The sequence below is a fragment of the Fluviicola sp. genome (assembly GCF_029266855.1).
GTDB lineage: Bacteria > Bacteroidota > Bacteroidia > Flavobacteriales_D > Crocinitomicaceae > Fluviicola.
The window spans coordinates 47,159-66,060 of the sequence record NZ_JAQSWB010000007.1 but is presented as its reverse complement, the minus strand read 5'-3'; the positions used below and the strand labels follow the sequence as shown (position 1 = coordinate 66,060).

Annotated in this window: 14 protein-coding genes; 12 read left to right on the top strand and 2 right to left on the bottom strand. The window is 40.0% G+C overall.

All coding sequences use genetic code 11. The features are described from left to right. Positions 1-65 precede the first annotated feature (65 nt). The 4 genes from K0S23_RS14035 (at position 66) to gldN (K0S23_RS14020) (ending at position 5,330) form a co-directional block, all read left to right on the top strand. The gene (locus tag K0S23_RS14035) at positions 66-1,610 is read left to right on the top strand and encodes an SUMF1/EgtB/PvdO family nonheme iron enzyme (protein WP_300358581.1); all 1,545 of its coding nucleotides are present in this window, start codon (positions 66-68) and stop codon (positions 1,608-1,610) included. A 59-nt stretch (positions 1,611-1,669) separates the two neighbouring features. Next, a complete protein-coding gene (gene gldL, locus K0S23_RS14030) occupies positions 1,670-2,485 on the top strand; it encodes a gliding motility protein GldL (protein WP_300358578.1) in 816 nt (271 codons plus the stop codon). A gap of 70 nt (positions 2,486-2,555) precedes the next feature. Further along, positions 2,556-4,292 carry a GldM family protein gene (locus K0S23_RS14025; RefSeq protein ID WP_300358575.1) on the top strand — a complete coding sequence of 579 codons (1,737 nt, stop codon included), beginning with the start codon at positions 2,556-2,558 and terminating at the stop codon, positions 4,290-4,292. Between the two features lie 27 nt (positions 4,293-4,319). Then, positions 4,320-5,330, top strand: coding sequence for a gliding motility protein GldN (gene gldN / locus K0S23_RS14020; RefSeq protein ID WP_300358572.1), 1,011 nt, complete (start codon positions 4,320-4,322; stop codon positions 5,328-5,330). Between the two features lie 217 nt (positions 5,331-5,547). Here gldN (K0S23_RS14020) and K0S23_RS14015 read toward each other — a convergent pair whose 3' ends face one another. Further along, positions 5,548-7,044 (bottom strand): aminotransferase class V-fold PLP-dependent enzyme, encoded by a 1,497-nt coding sequence (locus K0S23_RS14015; protein WP_300358570.1) that lies wholly within the window; start codon positions 7,042-7,044, stop codon positions 5,548-5,550. A gap of 216 nt (positions 7,045-7,260) precedes the next feature. On the opposite strand from K0S23_RS14015, the gene gldN (K0S23_RS14010) reads away from it, so the two are divergent. The 6 genes from gldN (K0S23_RS14010) to clpX all read left to right on the top strand — a co-directional run bounded on the left by gldN (K0S23_RS14010) (position 7,261) and on the right by clpX (position 15,131). Beyond that, on the top strand, positions 7,261-8,259 hold the full coding sequence (gene gldN, locus K0S23_RS14010; RefSeq protein WP_300358568.1) for a gliding motility protein GldN: 999 nt from the start codon (positions 7,261-7,263) through the stop codon (positions 8,257-8,259). 98 nt (positions 8,260-8,357) lie between these two features. Beyond that, entirely contained in the window at positions 8,358-10,100 is a 1,743-nt protein-coding gene (locus K0S23_RS14005; RefSeq protein ID WP_300358565.1) for a GldM family protein, read from the top strand. A 95-nt stretch (positions 10,101-10,195) separates the two neighbouring features. Beyond that, entirely contained in the window at positions 10,196-12,130 is a 1,935-nt protein-coding gene (locus tag K0S23_RS14000) for an ABC-F family ATP-binding cassette domain-containing protein (RefSeq protein ID WP_300358563.1), read from the top strand. A gap of 133 nt (positions 12,131-12,263) precedes the next feature. Beyond that, the gene (locus K0S23_RS13995) at positions 12,264-13,061 is read left to right on the top strand and encodes a DUF2797 domain-containing protein (RefSeq protein ID WP_300358561.1); all 798 of its coding nucleotides are present in this window, start codon (positions 12,264-12,266) and stop codon (positions 13,059-13,061) included. Positions 13,062-13,168: 107 nt separating this feature from the next. After that, positions 13,169-13,837, top strand: coding sequence for an ATP-dependent Clp endopeptidase proteolytic subunit ClpP (clpP, locus tag K0S23_RS13990; RefSeq protein ID WP_300358559.1), 669 nt, complete (start codon positions 13,169-13,171; stop codon positions 13,835-13,837). Positions 13,838-13,910: 73 nt separating this feature from the next. Then, positions 13,911-15,131: an ATP-dependent Clp protease ATP-binding subunit ClpX gene (clpX, locus tag K0S23_RS13985; protein ID WP_300358557.1), complete on the top strand. Its 1,221-nt coding sequence runs from the start codon at positions 13,911-13,913 to the stop codon at positions 15,129-15,131. Between the two features lie 56 nt (positions 15,132-15,187). Here the strand turns inward: clpX and trmB are convergent, their stop codons facing one another. Beyond that, a complete protein-coding gene (gene trmB / locus K0S23_RS13980) occupies positions 15,188-15,868 on the bottom strand; it encodes a tRNA (guanosine(46)-N7)-methyltransferase TrmB (RefSeq protein ID WP_300358555.1) in 681 nt (226 codons plus the stop codon). Positions 15,869-15,979: 111 nt separating this feature from the next. On the opposite strand from trmB, the gene K0S23_RS13975 reads away from it, so the two are divergent. Together K0S23_RS13975 and K0S23_RS13970 are read left to right on the top strand one after the other, a co-directional pair. Continuing rightward, positions 15,980-17,917: a KUP/HAK/KT family potassium transporter gene (locus K0S23_RS13975; protein ID WP_300358554.1), complete on the top strand. Its 1,938-nt coding sequence runs from the start codon at positions 15,980-15,982 to the stop codon at positions 17,915-17,917. Positions 17,918-17,921: 4 nt separating this feature from the next. Next, the gene (locus K0S23_RS13970; RefSeq protein ID WP_300358551.1) at positions 17,922-18,857 is read left to right on the top strand and encodes a hypothetical protein; all 936 of its coding nucleotides are present in this window, start codon (positions 17,922-17,924) and stop codon (positions 18,855-18,857) included. The last annotated feature ends 45 nt before the right edge of the window (positions 18,858-18,902 follow it).

The following is an 18,902-nucleotide window of genomic DNA, read 5'->3' as shown; positions in this document are numbered from 1 at the left end:
TTATATCGCAAAATTGATCCTGTAGAATGTTAACGATAAATCCGGAACTGTAAAATTGAACTAGAATGAAAAAACTGTTGTTTATCGGTTTAATTGGGGCCTTAGTTGCCTCTTGTAGCTCACGTAGTGGCCATTTGACGGGTTCATTAGGTCGTAGAGTCTATCAACCTGAAATTCCTCTTGGAATGGTCTATGTTCCATCGGGGTCCTATATCATGGGAGAAAATGATCAGGATGTTCCGTTCTTGCACCAAACTCGTGCAAAGACCGTGTCTGTTCAGGCGTTTTATATTGACCAAACTGAAATCACAAATAACGAGTATCGTCAATTTGTTGAATGGGTTAGAGACTCAATGGCTCGTGAACGTATTTATGCCGGATTGGAAGAAGATGAAGAAGCGTCTCGCTACATCAGCTATTCAGATATGTATTTCGATGAAGGTGCATTGGAGATGGTTGAATTCGAACCTTCTGATCGCGATGTGAATCGTGCGCAATTTTCATTGAATTGGGATCGTAAATTTTCTTACGATGATCCGGATTTGATGCCATTGTTAGCGGATATGTACTATCCTCAACCTGAGCGTTTCTACAAGCGTCGTGAGATAGATACTCGAAAATTGAATTTCAAGTACTATTGGATCGATTTACGAGAAGCTGCCAAAAGAGGTCGAATTGAAATCGTTCATAATGGAATGGATAAAGAAGGTAATGAGATCAGTCCGGAACACCGTGATTTGAATACTCCGCCGCATCCGTTTACAGAAGAGCCACAAGGTTTGGATAAGGATTTGAGTTACTTCAACAAAAAAGGTCAAAGTACAGGTCTACGTGGCCATGAGAATCGTCAAAGATTTATCATTGATGAAGAAATAAACGTATACCCGGATACATTGGTTTGGGTTCGTGATTTCACTTATGCATTCCATGATCCAATGACAAATATGTACTTCTGGCATCCTGCATACGATAACTATCCGGTTATTGGTATTACATGGGTTCAGGCAAAGGCATTTTCTATTTGGAGAACTCAATTGTTAAATAGCTGGTTGCAGGCAATGGGAGATTTATTCGTGAATGATTTCCGTTTACCAACCGAGGCAGAATGGGAAAGAGCAGCTCGCGGTGATTTGAATAACTCACCATATCCGTGGGGTGGACCATATATCCGTAATCAAAGCGGATGTTTCCTTGGTAACTTTAAACCGATGAGAGGACGTTATTTTGAGGATGGTGGTTTCCATACTGTGAAAGCATATTCTTACAACCCGAACGGATGGGGTCTTTATTGTATGGCCGGTAACGTTTCGGAATGGTGTGAAACAGCATATGATGAAGCAATGTATGAGTTCTCACATGATTTGAATACTGAATACAGATACGATGCAATGGACTGGGATCCGCCGGCAATGAAACGTAAGGTTATCCGCGGTGGTTCTTGGAAAGATGTAGGTTACTATTTGCAAACTTCAACTCGTACATACGAGTATCAAGATACGGCTAAATCGTACGTCGGGTTCCGAAATGTGGCAACACACTTAGGGCGTGGTGGACGTGATTTCTCAAAAGAGGGCGGCGAAGAAATTCGTAGCGATATCCAACTTCGCTAGGAATAAACAAACAATTACAAAACAATAAATTTGGTTAAACCTAAAAAACAAAGAAAACTATGAAACCAGGAAGTAAAGGATGGAAAAAGTTTATGTCGAAACTATACGGTTTCGGTGCGGCAATCGTAATCGTTGGAGCATTATTTAAAATCGAACATTTACCAGGAGCGAGTCTTATGCTTACTGTAGGTTTGTTAATGGAAGCTATCATTTTCATTTTCTCTGCATTTGAGCCGATCCATGAGGATCCGAATTGGGAGCTTGTTTACCCTGAATTGGCTTTTGCACACAGTGATGAATTAGATCACGATGCTTTACCGGCAGGAAGAGGGAAGAATTCTGGTGGAACCGGGATTACTGAACACTTGGACAAAATGTTAGAGGAAGCTAAAATTGATGGTCAATTATTGGAGCGTTTAGGCGATGGAATGCGTCAGTTGGGTGAGAATGCTTCTCAATTGAAAGGTGTAACATCTGCAGCAGCGGCAACTGACTCTTATGTTTCTTCACTACAAGCGGCATCTGACAAAGTATCTTCATTATCTGAAGCTTATGAAAGAGCGTCAGTTTCGATTTCAGGAATGACTTCAAATACACAAGAAGGTGAATCATTCGGTGAGCAAATGCAAAAAGTTTCTAAAAACTTGGCTGCTTTGAACAACGTATATGAATTGCAATTGAAAGGATCTTCTGCTCATTTGGAGGCTACAGAGAAATTCCAGGGTCAGGTAACTGAAATGATGAAGAACCTATCTGATTCAGCTGAAGATACTCGTCTATACAAAGAGAATATGGCAATGTTGTCTAAAAACTTGACTGACTTAAATGCAGTTTATGGCAACATGTTAAAAGCTATGACAATTTCTAGAGATTAATTATTTAATCGATAGTTACTTTATTAAAATTGAATATTACTAACAAGTAAACCAATAAAATTTAGAAGTCATGGCAGGTGGAAAAGAAACCCCAAGACAGAAGATGATCGGGATGATGTACTTGGTATTGACGGCGCTCTTGGCGTTGAACGTATCAAAACAGATTCTGGATGCTTTTGTCGCAATTGAAGAAAATATACAAAAGGCTAATATCGCTCAGTTTGAGCGAGGAGAAGGGTTCACAAGTGATGTAAACAGTGAGCTTAATACAACTCCGAAGAATGCTGAAAATGCTGCTAAGAGAGAAAAATTGCAGAAGATTTTAAAGCAAATGGAAGAAGTGGATAAATTATCCGATAAGTTGCTTAAAAATATTGATGAGATTAAATTGGAAATCTTAGAAAAATCCGGTGAAGCGGTAAAGGAATACAAGAATCAGGATGAAAACACCATTCTTTGGGAGAAAGGTGCTAAATGTAAACCGATTCGTATGAATTTGATGGCTGTTCAGTCTAAAGATCAATACGATATTCCAATGCATGAAATCGTTGGAAAGGAAATCAAAAACCCAGACGGAAAAGGAAAACAGTTGTGGGAAGATTTCGTGAAGTTTCGTTCTGATTTAGTGAAAACGGTTGGCTCCTATAATGAAGGAGGAAAATCTTATTCAATTAATCCAACTCCAATCAACGAGTTTAAGAACAATGCTGATCTGGTTAAGAAAGTTTCTGACATGGTGAAGAAAAGTAAGGTAAATCACATGGATGATGACCAGGCTTTGACTGACTTGTACATTAACTTGACAAAACCGGAGCGTGTGAAAGTTCACGATTTGGAAGGTATCCATTGGATCGGAGCTACATTTGACCATGCTCCTTTGGTAGCTGCGGTTGCATCATTAACTTCTTTACAACAAGACGTTTTATCTGCACGTGCTTATGCTTTGGCTCACTTGAAATCTAAAGTTTCTACCGGAGAGTACTCTTTCAACAAAATTATGCCATTGGCTTACGGTCCTGCGATCGCTAATACAGGTGATGAAGTGGAGTTGAAAGTAATGATGGCTGCATTTGATTCGGATAACCAACCGGAAGTAACTGGTCCTGGAGCAATTACGGTTGCTGGTGGTCAAGGTACTTTGAAAACGAAAGTTGCCGGTGGTGCTGAGATGGTATTGAGTGGTACTGTATCAATCAAAAACAAATCAGGAGTTAAGAAAACGGAGAATTGGACTCATACCATTAAAATTATGAAGCCACAAGGAACTGTTTCCCTTCCTGAATTGAATGTATTGTACAAAGGATATAACAATATTGTTGAAGGTGTTGCTTCTGGTTACGATCAGACAATCCTGAACGGTAATGGTGTATCTTTAACGAAATCAGGAAACGGTTATATCGGTCGTGTAAGTGGTGCTGGAAGAACAGCGACTATTTCAATCTCCGGTAAAAACTCTGTAACAAATAAAACAGTTTCATTAGGAACATTTACGTTCCGTGTAATGAACTTACCTCCTCCATCATTGTTCTTCGGAGCAGTTGAAGATGGTGGTAAAGCTTCAAAAGCAGAAACACGTTTATTTGCACGTTACTCTGATAGTCCGTTAAAAGCTGAGTTTACAGTTCAAACTTGGGAATTAAACGTTGCCGGTGCTCCACGTCCTGCTAAAGGAACTGGAAACCAATTGAACGCGGATGGAATCAGCTTAATGAGACAAGCAAAACCAGGATCTACGATCAGCTTTATGACGCAAGTTAAAGGGCCGGACGGAATCCTACGTAAGAAAAGTGGTGTGTTTACCATTTAATAAATAACAAATAATAGAGTGTCAATCATGAAACGTTTAGTTCTATTAAGTACCTTGTTTGCCGGTTCGTTGTTAACGAACGCGCAAGAGATCAATGGTGGACCAGTGAATGTTCCTCAGGCGGATGTAATCGATGGGGTGTATATGACAGAACATATACCTACCAAAAGAATGATTTCGTATGAGTTTGTTCGGGAAGCTGATGTAGTCTGGAGTCATCGTGTTTGGCGCATGATTGATATGCGTGAAAAAATGAATCACCCGATTTATTTACCGTTTGATTATCACACACCATCTGGTCAGTATGTAAGAAATACAAGCCGCTGGTCATTGTGGACAATTATGCGTCACCATATCATCAATGGAGATTTGAAAGTGTTTTCCCCTTATAATCCATATCAGTATGATATGTTAGACGGAGATCAGTTCAAGTATCCTGTTGTACCTGAAGCGGGTAAGAATTATTATACCGATTCTTTATTCCGTGACAAAGTATTCTATTATTTAGGAAAATTAGGTGCTCAAAGTGATGTCCCATTGACAAATGAATTTGGAGACCCAATTGAAATCACGCTTCCTGATGGAACGATTACTTTCAAATATCCGCCAGCTGATACAATGTGGATCGATTCTGAACAAATTGTTCAGTACCGCATTAAAGAAGATTGGTTCTTTGATAAGGAAAGATCTGTATTGGATGTGCGAATTTTAGGGATTGCACCGGTTGTATACAGAGAAGAGGTTTCTCCTACAGGTGGTAAAACAATTACCGGAATGGATGAGAAATTTTGGTTATACTTCCCTCATTGCCGTTACATTTTAGCGAATTACTTTGTGTATAACGAAAAGAATGATGCGCAATGGCAAAGCTTTGATGATTTGTTTTGGCAACGTCGCTTCACTAGTTCAATCTACCGTGAGAGTAACGTATTCGATCGTGAGATTGATAGTTACAAAACGGGTGTAGATGCACTAATGGAATCTGAGAAAATTACAGAAGAGATTAGAAACTTCGAACACGATGTTTGGAACTTCTAATTGAATCAAAAAATAATGAACCCCGACTTCGCTTCAGCGAACGTCGGGGTTTTTTGTTTCTAACCGGGACTTGTATCCGTCACAATGAAAACGCTGGAGCTCTCTTCTGCCATGCAAAGCTATACGGGCTTGATTTACTCAATATTCAGCAGTTTGTTGAAGATATTAAAAGGAGAGCGAAAGATTTCTCTTAAAACTAGGGGATTGAATTAGCTGGTTATAGTTGAAACCATTGTTTGACCATATGAATCTCGTTGGGATTCATCGAACCGTGCACAAACTCATTGCTTGCAGGATTATACCGGTAATCATTAGTCCATTCCATATGATTTTTCGCAAGTTGTTTTATACTTTCACAAACGTAGTGTATCTCTGCATTAGTTGTCGTCGGGTGAATTGATAAACGAATCCATCCTGGTTTTTCCTTCAGGTCGCCACAGCTTATCTTTTCGGTAAGGTAATTTGACTGTTCCTGGTCAACATGTAACAAATAATGACCGTATGTACCCGCACAGCTACAGCCACCCCGGGTTTGTATCCCGAAACGATCATTGAGTAATTTTACACCAAGATTGAAGTGTAAGTTGTCGATATAAAAAGAAATCACCCCAAGCCTGTCTTTATGCTGTGGAGCGAGAAGTGTAAGATTTGGAATTTTCTCAAACTGTTCAAAGATATAATCGATCAGCTCCTTTTCACGCTGAAGGATTTTATCGATGCTCATCTTCTCTTTCAGTTTTATAGCAAGAGCGGATCTGATCACCTGGAGGAATCCCGGTGTACCGCCATCTTCGCGCTCTTCAATGTTATCAAAGTATTTATGTCCGCCCCATGGGTTCGTCCATTTGACAGTTCCCCCTCCCGGATGATCGGGTACAGTGTTGCTGTATAATTTCTTATTGAAAATGAGTACCCCGCTTGTACCTGGGCCCCCAAGGAATTTATGGGGAGAAAAGAAAATCGCATCAAGCCAGGTCTCACTGTCAGCCGGATGCATGTCGATACTAACATAAGGAGCAGAGCAGGCAAAATCCACAAAGCATAAACCGTTGTTTTGATGCATAAGCCTGGCAACTTCATAGTATGGTGTTTTAATCCCTGTAACATTACTGCAGGCTGTTATTGAAGCGATCTTCAGTGGATGTTCTTTGTATTTGTCAAGTAGTTCTGCTAAACTGTCAAGAGATAAAAGACCTTGCTCGCAGGCTGGGATGATTTCCACTTTGGCAATAGTTTCCAACCATGAGGTCTGATTGCTGTGATGTTCCATGTGTGAGACAAAAACTACAGGTCTCAACGCTTCGGGAATATTGGCACAGCTTTTCAGTTGTTCGGGCATTTTCAATCCGAGGATTCGCTGAAATTTATTGATAACACCTGTCATACCTGTACCATCTGTTATCAGAATATCATCAGGCCCGGCATTCACATGATGTTTTATTATGTGGCGTGCCTCATGATAAGCGTTTGTCATCGCCGTCCCTGAAACGGTAGTTTCGGTATGAGTGTTTGCAACAAAGGGTCCGAATTCGTTGATAATCTTTTCTTCAATCGGACGGTAAAGCCTTCCGCTGGCGGTCCAATCCGTATAAACGATCTGTTGCTTACCAAAAGGTGAGTTGAACTCCTGTTCTATCCCAATAATATTTTGGCGAAATTGGTGAAAATAATTTTCAAGGTCCGTCTTAAGAGGAGTCTTTTGTGAATCCAGCATTAATTAGTTTTTTAGTTGAGCACCCAAATATAAGTATTTCGGGGAGGTTTCATAACGCTGTGCAAAAGTGCATAAAATTTCAGGTATGAATGTTATTTCAGGTTCAGTTTTTTTGAATGGTTGGAATTAAAATGTATTCAGTGTTTTGTTAATAATCAGCTGGATATCAAGTGTAACGAATGGCTGTTTTTCGCGCTATCTGGAAAACCCAAAGCCATGAAAAAATATACCTTTATCCTCATTCTCGCCGCAAGCTGTGATTTGAATGCGCAATGTGAATCAACTGACTTTATTTCCTCAACTCCGATTTTGGATTATCCTTACATCAAAGAACACGTTCTGACCAAAAGAACTATTTCTTATGAATATGTTCGCGAAGCAGATGTAGTTTGGAGTAAACGGGTTTGGAGGGAAATCGATCTGCGCGAAAAGATCAATCACCCGTTGTATTATCCTTTTGATCATCATACTCCTTCCGGACAATACGTAAGAAACACCAATTGCTGGTCTTTGTGGACCATTATGAGGCATCATATCATGCAAGGTGACCTGAAGATCTTCTCACCTTATAATCCTTACCAATTTGATGTTTTGGACGGCGATCAGTTCAAATATCCTATTGTTTCCAAATCAGGCGGAAATTATTGCAACGATTCCGTTTTTAGAAATGAAGTGTTTTACTATTTAGGGAAATTAGGGCCTGCAACGGATGTTGTGATTTCAACGTATGATGGTCGTGATTCTACCAGGTGGGTAAATGGGGTAGAAGAATATGTTTATGCTGACAGGGATACTGCCTGGATCGATTCCGAGCATATAGTAAAGTACCTGATTAAGGAAGATTGGTTTTTCGACAAGGAACGCTCCGTTATGGATGTACGGATTATGGGGATTGCACCGGTAGTTTTAAAGGAAGAGACAGCGCCAAACGGACAAAAGATGATCTCCGGTATGGAAACCAAATTCTGGGTTTATTTCCCCCACTTGAGATATCTTCTCACAAACTACTATGTATACAACGAGAAAAATGATGCACAGTGGATGAGTTTTGACGATTTATTTTGGAAACGAAGATTTTCCAGTACAGTTTACAAGGAAAGTAATGTGTTTGACAGATCAATCGATAGTTACCGGACAGGAGTAGATGCCCTGCAGGAATCTGCGGATATCATTGAAAGTATCCGGACTTTTGAACAGGATGTCTGGAATTTTTAATAGTAAATAGTGTCCGCCCCGGCGGACATTTTTTTTGTCCTCCCGTTACTAATTGAATAAATGACATTTCGATTAGTATAAACCTTAAAATTTAAATCATGGCTGGAGGAAAAGAAACCCCGAGACAAAAGATGATCGGAATGATGTATCTCGTACTGACCGCACTTTTGGCATTGAACGTATCGAAGACCATTTTGGATGCTTTCGTAGCGATTGAAGAAAATACTCAGAAATCGAATAGTATGCAAGTGGATAGAGGTTCTGAATTTATCACTGATATTTCTGATGAAATTGCCTCAACTCACGGAAAAGAACATGCTCAAAAACTTCAAAAACTAAAAAAAATAATGAAGCAAATGCAGCAGGTAGATAAACTGTCAGCCGATTTGATCCAGGAAATTGATCGTGTTAAATTAGAACTGTTGCGGGAGTCCGGAGAAGAAATCACCAAAATAAAACCGGATGACAAGGAAACAATCATGTGGGAAAAAGGAAATAATTGCCGGCCTGCCCGAATGAACCTGATGGCTGTTCAGGCTAAAGATCAGTATGATATTCCAATGCATATCCTGGTTCGCGATGATATAAAGAATCCGTCTGGGAAAGGAAAAATGATTTGGGACGATTACAACGAATTTCGTTCAAAATTGATTGAAACGGTAGCCACTTACAAGGATGGGAAAAAATCATATTCCATTAAACCGAAGGCAATCAATAGTTTCAAAGATTCAAAGGATCTGAGAAAACAGGTTAACCGAATGCTTCAATCATCTAAGATCAATTTACGGGACGATGAAGAAATTCTGTCTTCTATTTACATGAATTTAACCAAACAGGAGCGTGTTACACAAAATGATATTGAAGGCGTTCATTGGGTCGGACAAACATTTGATCATGCTCCGCTTGTGGCAGCTTTAGCCTCACTTTCCTCTATGCAGCAGGATGTTCTTTCTGCGCGTTCTCTTGCCCTGGGACATCTGAAATCAAAAGTTTCTACAGGAGAGTATTCTTTTAATAAAATAGTGGGATTGGTCTATGGCCCTGAAATCGCAAACAGTGGTGATGAAGTGGAGCTAAACGTTATGATGGCAGCTTTTGATTCAGACAATCAACCTACGGTGACTCATAACGGAACCTCTTTTGTTGGAACCGGCGGAAAAGGAATCATCAAAACGAAAGTTGGTTCAGGCGGGGAAATGGTTTTGAGTGGGACCGTTTCGATCAAGAACAAATCAGGATTGGTGAAAACGGAAAATTGGTCGCACACGATTAAAATTATGCGTCCCCAGGGAACCGTTTCTTTACCAAAGCTGAATGTGTTGTATAAAGGTTACGACAACTTGATTGAAGGTGTGGCATCCGGTTATGATCAAACGGTTTTAAACGGAAACGGGGTGAGTCTAAAACAGTCCGGAAATCCGAATCAGCAGATTGCAAGAGTAACTACAACAGGAAAAACGGCATCAGTAGACATTTACGGAATGAATTCGGTGTCGAAAAAGAAAGTGAAATTGGGAACCTATTCTTTTCGGGTGATGATACTGCCAAATCCGGACTTTTTCTTTGGGGCCGCAGAGGAAGGAGGGAAAATTTCTCCTTTGGAGAAGAATTTGTTTTCACGTTATAAAAACAGTCCACTGGATGCAAAGTTCACGATTTTAAATTGGGAATTGAGCTTAAATACGGCTCCAAAACCTGAAAAAGGAAAAGGAAGCCACCTTTCGGATGAAGCAACGCGGTTATTGAAACAAGGAAGACCCGGAACTATTGTAAATGTTAAAATGGATTACATTGGTCCGGATCAAATTGTAAGAAAAAAACTGGCGTCATTTGTTCTTTAGAAAAAGTAGGGGCTAAAATTTTAGGCCCCTACTTTTCATTCACCCGGTTTTACCTTTTCCCTTCTAACTTTCTAAGACTTTGCCTACCTTTGCACATGCTTGTTTTGGAAAAATTGGGAGTGCATTTCCCACAAGGTTATTTGTTTGAGGATTGTTCTGCCCAGGTTAATCAGGGAGATCGAATTGGTTTAGTCGGTAAAAATGGAGCCGGAAAATCCACGCTTTTGAGATTAATTGCTCAAACCGAAAAGGCAACAGAAGGTCAAATTCATCGCCAGAAAGGTCTGGAAGTAGGTTTTCTAACCCAGGATATTGTAATTGATACCAAGCAAAGTGTCTTCGATTACCTGTTTTTTTCCAATGATCAATTAAATCATCTGAGAAAACACATTGAAGAGATTAACCAGCAATTGACAACTCGCGAAGATTATGAATCCGAATCGTATCTTGAGTTGTTGAATGATTTAAATGCTACGAATGATCTGTTCAATATTCACGATGGATTCCAATGGGAAGAAAAAATAGCATCCGTACTCGATGGACTTGGCTTTCAAAAGGATGATTTTGAAAAAGCACTGAACTCGTTTTCCGGAGGATGGAAGATGAGAGCAGAATTGGCTAAAATATTGGTAAACCGTCCGAACTTGCTTCTTTTGGATGAGCCGACCAATCACCTGGATATTGTTTCTATCCAATGGTTGGAGAATTACCTGACAAAATTTGATGGTGCGGTGATCGTTATTTCTCACGACAGGTTGTTTTTGGATAATGTAACGAATAGAACCTGGGAGATTTCCTTCGGGAAGATTTTGGATTTTCCTTACGCTTATTCAAAATACAAGGAATTGAGAGCGGAAGAACTGGAGCGATTGACGGACGCCAAAAAGCAACAGGATAAAGAAATCAAGCAAACCCAGGAATTGATTGATAAGTTCCGGGCAAAGAAAAATAAAGCAGCGTTTGCACAGTCCCTGATCAAAAAACTCGATCGTACGGAACGGATTGAAATTGAAAGTGATGCTGTTGCACGAATGAATATTTTCTTTCCGCTAAATGTTCAACCAGGGAAGTGGGTGCTTGAAATGGAGCATTTGGGTAAAAGTTACGGATCAAGAACATTGTTTAAGGATATTTCCATAACAGTCGGAAGAGGAGAGAAAATCGCACTTTTAGGCCCGAACGGAGTGGGTAAGTCAACGTTATTTAAATGCCTGACAAAAGAGATCGATTTTGAAGGAAAAGTAGAATTCGGTCACAATGTGAAGATTACCTATTTTGCCCAAGACCAGGCAGAGCGTTTGAATAAGAATCTGAGTGTTTATGAAACTGTGGACCTGGTTGCGTCCGGTGATGTGAGAAAAGATCTGCGTTCTATTTTAGGAGCATTTTTATTCTCAGGCGAAGATGTCGATAAGAAAGTGGGTGTTTTGTCGGGAGGTGAACGTACGCGTTTGGCTCTTTGCCAATTACTTTTAAGTCCATCGAATGTTTTGATCCTGGATGAGCCTACGAATCACTTGGATATTCAAAGTAAGCAGGTTTTGAAACGGGCTTTGTTGCAGTACGAAGGAACCTTTTTAATTGTATCGCATGACCGTGAATTCCTGGATGGATTAACGAACCGTATTTGGGATATTGAAGACCAGACTCTGAAGATCCATCATTTTGGAGTGTATGAATACTTACAACGTAAATTATCGGATACTTCATCTAAAAAGGTGGAAAGTAAAACTGTTCAAAAGGAAGTAGTTGTTGAGCAACCCGTGAAAAATCAATCCCAGGAGGAACGGAAGGAGAATAAGCGCAAAAAGAATCAGATTCAAAATAAAGTGAGGGAGCACGAAAAACGCGTTCAAGAACTGGAAAAAGAAGTGAAGGTGCTAGAGGATCAGTTAGCAACGATGGATTTTACGGACTCTGCGAAAACAGCTCCGGTTCTGAAAGCTTTTGAAGAAGTAAAGTCCAAATTGGATTATTACTCGGATCTGTGGATGGAAGCTACAGAGGAATTGGAAAGTATACAAGATTAAGACATTAAGACATTAAGACATTAAGACATTAAGACATTAAGACATTAAGACATTAAGACATTAAGACATTAAGATTTATAACTAATCATAGTCCTTGAATCTTAAATCCTAAGGTCCTAAAATCTAAAAGAAAATGAAAGGATTGCTAGATAAAATGCGTGTTTCGTTTGAGGAACCCATTCAATACCAACTTGTTTTAAACAATGAACCGCAGATCCGGATGAACGACCTGATCGGGAAAGAGATTGCATTAACCTGGACAGGGAAAATCATTTGTTCGAACTGCTCGAAACAAACAAAGAATTCATTTGGACAAGGCTTTTGTTTCAATTGTTTTCAGTCTGCACCACAAGCTTCTCCATGTATCATCAATCCGGAATTATGCAGGGCGCATTTAGGGGAAGGAAGAGATATCGATTGGGAACATCTGCACCACAACCAGCCGCATATTGTTTATCTGGCGGCTTCAGACAGTATAAAAGTCGGTGTTACACGTGCCGAACAAACGATGACCCGCTGGATTGACCAGGGGGCTTCCAGTGCAATCATTCTTGCAGAAACAACCAATCGGTATGAAGCTGGAATTATTGAAGTGGCCTTGAAATCATACATGACGGATAAAACGAACTGGCAGCGCATGCTCAAAAATGAAATCAATCACGAATTGGATCTCCTGGACGAAAAAGGAAGGGTTGAAGATTTACTTCCTTTCGATATGCGTGATTTTGTAAGTATGAATGACACGATTATTTCATTGAATTACCCGGTTGAAAAATATCCTGTGAAAGTGAAAAGTGTGAGCTTTGACAAAACTCCGCTTATTAGTGGCAGACTTGCTGGAATCAAAGGCCAATACTTGATTTTCGATGATGAAAGAGTATTAAACATCCGGAAACATACGAGCTATGAAATCGAATTTTCTTACGATTAAGTTTTGAACTTTTTGATGTTGTAATTATTCTCGTTAATTTCTGCCAAAAAAAGAATCAATATCTTCCGAAACCTATTAATTTTAATACTTCTAAAAAACTATCAAACATGTTCGACAAAAACGAATTTAATAAGTACGCAACAAAGCATGTCGGAATTTCCAGTATGCACTTAGAAAGCTACATCGAATCTTCTTTAACACCGTATATTATCGAAGAACGTCATATGAATATGACACAAATGGACGTTTTTTCACGTCTAATGATGGACCGCATTATTTTCCTGGGAACGGGGATCAACGATCAGGTCGCTAATATCATCAATGCTCAATTGTTGTTCTTGGAATCAGCGGATTCAAAGAAAGATATTCAAATTTATTTGAATTCTCCGGGAGGATCTGTTTATGCAGGCTTGGGAATTTACGATACGATGCAGTACATCAAACCTGATGTTGCAACGATCTGTACAGGAATGGCAGCTTCTATGGGAGCAGTTTTAATGTGCGCCGGTGCGGCAGGTAAACGTTCGGCTTTAAAGCATGCACGTGTAATGATTCACCAACCGCTTGGTGGAGCTCAGGGACAAGCTTCCGATATCGAAATCACAGCTCGTGAAATTCAGAAATTGAAGAAAGAATTGTATGACATTATCGCAACGCATTCGAATCAAACGTACGAAAAAGTATGGGCTGATTCGGATCGTGATTACTGGATGACGGCAGCAGAAGCAAAAGATTACGGAATGGTAGACGAGATCTTGCTTCGCAACCCAAAATAGTCTAACTTTGCACAATAGTATCTAAGTCATTCTGGTTTATCAGGATGACTTTTTTGTCGATAAAAATTACATTATGTCAAAAAAGGAAACTTCTTGCTCGTTTTGCGGGAGACCGCGAAGTCAAGTAGGTTTATTAATAGCCGGTTTATCAGGACACATTTGTGATCATTGTATTGCTCAGGCAAGAATGATTGTGGATGAAGATCAAACTACCAAGATTTCAAGTCAGGGCGCTCCGGTTAATGTCTTAAAACCCCTGGACATCAAAGAACGTTTGGATGAATATGTGATTGGTCAGGATGATGCAAAGAAAACGCTATCAGTGGCTGTTTATAACCATTACAAGCGTTTGCATCAAACCAAGATCGAAGACGTTGAAATTGAAAAGTCAAACGTGATCCTTGTTGGTCGTACAGGAACGGGTAAAACCTTACTTGCTAAAACAATTGCCAAAATGCTCAATGTTCCGTTTTGCATTGCCGATGCTACGGTATTGACGGAAGCCGGTTATGTGGGAGAAGATGTCGAAAGTATTCTTTCCCGCTTGTTACAGGCGGCGGACTACAATGTTCAGGCTGCACAGCATGGGATTGTCTTCATTGATGAGATCGATAAAATTGCCCGTAAAAGTGATAATCCATCCATAACACGTGATGTTTCTGGTGAAGGTGTTCAGCAGGCACTTTTGAAATTGTTGGAAGGATCGGTTGTAAATGTTCCGCCTCAGGGAGGAAGAAAACACCCGGAGCAGAAAATGATTGCAATCGATACGAAAAATATTTTATTCGTTTGCGGAGGAGCTTTTGATGGAATTGAACGCATTATTGCAAGTCGTGTAAACCGACAAACCATTGGATTCGGATCCCAGGTCACAGAAAAAGTAGATGAGGATAACTTCCTGAAATACATTACTCCGACGGACGTGAAATCCTTTGGATTGATTCCTGAATTGATTGGTCGTTTCCCGGTATTGACTTACCTGGAGCCGCTGGATGCAAAAAGCCTGAAACGAATCATTACGGAGCCCAAAAACGCAATTATCAAGCAATATATACGATTATTTGAAATCGATGGAATCCGCTTGAAATTTGATGCAGACGTACTGGATTTTATCGTTGAGAAAGCAATTGAATTCAAATTAGGTGCCCGCGGGTTAAGATCTATTTGTGAAGCAATTCTTACAGATGCGATGTACGAATTACCTTCTAAAAATGAGAAGGAGTTCAGAGTAGATTTGGATTATGCAAAAGCACAGTTTTCTAAGAGCAAAGTTGCCCGACTGAAAGTCGCATAAAGAATTAGATTATATTAAAACACGTAGGGTCGCGATTAATCGCGACCCTACGTGTTTTAATGAACCTTAAAAGAGCAATATTTAATCACTGAACCTTTGGCCGTAAACAATTGCTCGTAATGGGTTTTAATATGTAGAATGTCCCGGATTGTAGGATCTAAATCTTCAGGCATTGATTGATATAAATCCCAACTTAATTCAATCACCTCGTAGTTGTGCTCCTGGATTTGTTCTTCAGTGGATTCAAACAATAAATCGGAATCTGTTTTCAGGTGAATAAGACCTCCCGGTTTCAGAATGCGTTTGTATCGTGAAATGAATTGTTCTGAGGTCAATCGTTTTCTTGGTTTAAGGGGTTGGGGATCTGAAAAAGTCAACCAAATCTCGTCTACTTCATTTGCTTCAAAATACGAATCGATGAAATCAATTTTGGTTCTTAGGAAAGCAACGTTCGTCAAATTTTCATCAAGCGCTTCTTTCGCACCAACAAACATGCGGGAACCTTTGATATCAACCCCGATAAAATTTTTGTTCGGATAATGTTTTGCCAGCCCAACGGAATATTCTCCTTTTCCACATCCGAGTTCCAACACAATCGGATTGGAGTTTTTAAAGTAATCTTGGTTCCATTTACCTTTCAGTGGAAATGCTTCCTGCGGATTCGGTTCCAAAGTCGGTTCGAACACATTGTTCCACAGTTTCATCTCCGCAAAGCGTCTCAGTTTATTCTTTCCCATAAATCGGTGCAAAAGTAAGCATTCCGCTTCAAAGTTTTTTGTGGAATTTTTCTCAAATCGTAGTAAGTAATCTGAGCAATATGTACATTTACACTTTAATACAAACATCTTATGTCAAAGCAGCATCATCACGCGCTTTCGTTCGCGGGATTGATTATCACAGTCGGGATTATATTCGGAGATATCGGTACCTCACCACTTTATGTATTGAAGGCTATTGCCGGAGACAGGACCCTTACGGAACAGCTAATTCTTGGCGGATTATCCTGTATTTTTTGGACGATTACACTTCAAACGACACTGAAGTATGTAATTATCACCCTGAGAGCAGATAACAAAGGTGAAGGTGGAATTTTCTCTCTCTATACTTTGGTTCGACGGCATCGGAAATGGCTGGTAATTCCAGCTATGATCGGTGGAGCTTCTTTGCTCGCTGATGGAATTATTACTCCTCCAATCTCTGTTTCATCTGCTGTCGAAGGACTTGGTTATATCTACCCGAAAATCAATACGGTTCCGATTGCGATTGCGATTATCATCGGAATCTTTGTCATTCAGCAGTTTGGCACCAAGTTCATCGGAAGGGCTTTTGGTCCTGTCATGATGGTTTGGTTTTTAATGCTGGGAATTGTGGGGAGTTTATACTTCATGCATAATCCCGGGATTTTAAAAGCATTGAATCCTTATTATGCTTATGATCTCTTGGTTAACTATCCGAAAGGATTCTGGTTATTGGGAGCAGTATTTTTATGTACAACAGGAGCGGAGGCATTATATTCTGATTTAGGACATTGCGGACGTGAAAACATCCGTGTAAGCTGGATCTTTGTAAAAGCGATGTTGTTGCTAAACTATTTTGGTCAGGGAGCGTATTTGGTTCAGCATCTCGGAGAAAAGATTCACGGAGGAAATCCATTCTATTTAATTGTCCCGGACGGATTCAAACTGGCTTCCGTAATTATTGCGACTGCTGCTGCTGTTGTAGCCTCACAGGCAATGATCTCAGGTTCATTCACTTTGATCAATGAAGCTATTCGATTAAATCTATGGCCGCGGGTGAAAGTGAATTTCCCTTCAGAGATCAAGGGCCAGTTATACGTACCTTCCATCAATTGGTTTTTAATGATCGGATGTATTGCGATCGTTTACATCTTCGAAAAGTCGGAAAAAATGGAGGCCGCCTACGGGTTATCGATCATTTTGACCATGATTAGTTCCACCGTTTTGCTTTATTTCTACCTGCTCAGAAAACATTGGAATTCGATTCTGCGCTACGGATTGATTGGCTTGTTTTTCATTGTGGAAGGAAGTTTTTTAATTTCTCAAATTGAGAAATTTCCACAAGGAGGTTATTTGACCTTAAGTATTGCGCTATCGGTTATGGCAATGATGTATGTCATTTTCAAGAGCAAAATTATCCGAAATAGTATCATCGATTTTGTAAAAGTGAAAAGTTATCTTCCAATTTTACAAAAGCTGTCAATAGATGATCAGATTCCGACTTATGCGACCCATTTGGTCTACCTCACCAGTGCAGAACGTATTGATGAAGTGGAATCGAAAGTTTTCTATTCCATTTTGGAGCAGCAGCCAAAACGTGCGGAGCGCTATTGGTTTGTGCATGTGATTACGACGGATGAACCTTATACCAAGGAATATAAGGTTACGAAGCACGACGAGAATGACCTGATCCGCATTGATTTTAGACTCGGATTCCGGATTCAGCCGAAATTGGATATGATGTTCAAACAGGTTGTGGAAGAGTTGGTTCAAAACAACGAGATCGAAATTCGTTCCAGATATGCTTGTGAATACCACCACAGTGATCACATCGGGGATTTTAAATTTGTTGTAATCCGCAAGTTTTTATCGAATGATAATGAACTGCCTTGGTTCCATAAGATCATCATGAATGCTTATTTCTTTATTAAGAGCAGAAGTTTGTCGGAAAAGAACGAGTTTGGTTTAGACCCGAGTTCTTATGTAGAGGAAAATTTCCCTTATGTACTTTCAAAAGCTGCGCCGATTAACCTGAAACGAAGCGAATAGCAAGATGATTCCGGCCGAAGTGTCACAAGAGCGGATCTTATTCGGATGTCTTGATTGGGGCAGCGGACATGTGGCCAGATCGATTGCTTTGCTGAAGCAATTATCGGAGCAGGGGAATGAATTGTTTGTTTGTTGTACGGAGAATCAACGTGTTGTTTTCGAATCGTATGGAATTTCTGCTACCTTTCTGCTGATAAGCGGTTTTCAGTTCAGATTTAAAGGAGATGGGAATTTTACTTCGGAAATGAGAAGAAATGCATTTCGTTTCTCCCGGTGGATCAAAAAGGAACAAAATCAAACCGAAAAATTTGTAACCGAATACCGTATTTCTCTTGTTTTATCAGATCATTGCTATGGTTTTCGATCTCACAAGGTTAAATCTGTCTTCATTACGCACCAGGTTGCACTGCCTCCGAAAGCCGGTTGGATAGCACAGTTTATTCACCGGAAATGGATAAACAGGTTCTCAGGAATCTGGATTATGGACGAAGAAGGAAGACGCCTGGCAGGAAAGTTGAGTGAATCTAACGCGAAATCAACATACATTGGATGGTATTCCCGTTTTCAGGATCAGGAATTAGCTGTTATCCCAAACAAAATAGTGGGAATTGTAAGTGGTCCGGAACCCTATTCCAAACAGTTTTTTCATTGGATCATTGAAAAATACGGAACAGAAAACCTGATTTTGATATCCCCGAAAGTTTATTTCGAAGTGCCGGCTCATATTCAGATTATAACTGACTGGCGAAATGCAGATGTCGAAATTGCTTCTGCAGAAACGATCATTTCCCGAAATGGATATTCGACCTTAATGGATTTGCAATTTTTAAAAAAGAAAGCAATTTTGGTACACACTCCCGGGCAATTGGAGCAAGAGTACCTGGCAGAATTGAATAAAAGTTCAAAGGTTGACCTCGACACCGCTGCGCCTATGCTATAGCTCTTAGCCTTCGCAAAGCCGCTTCGGCATAGCAAGGTTAGCGCA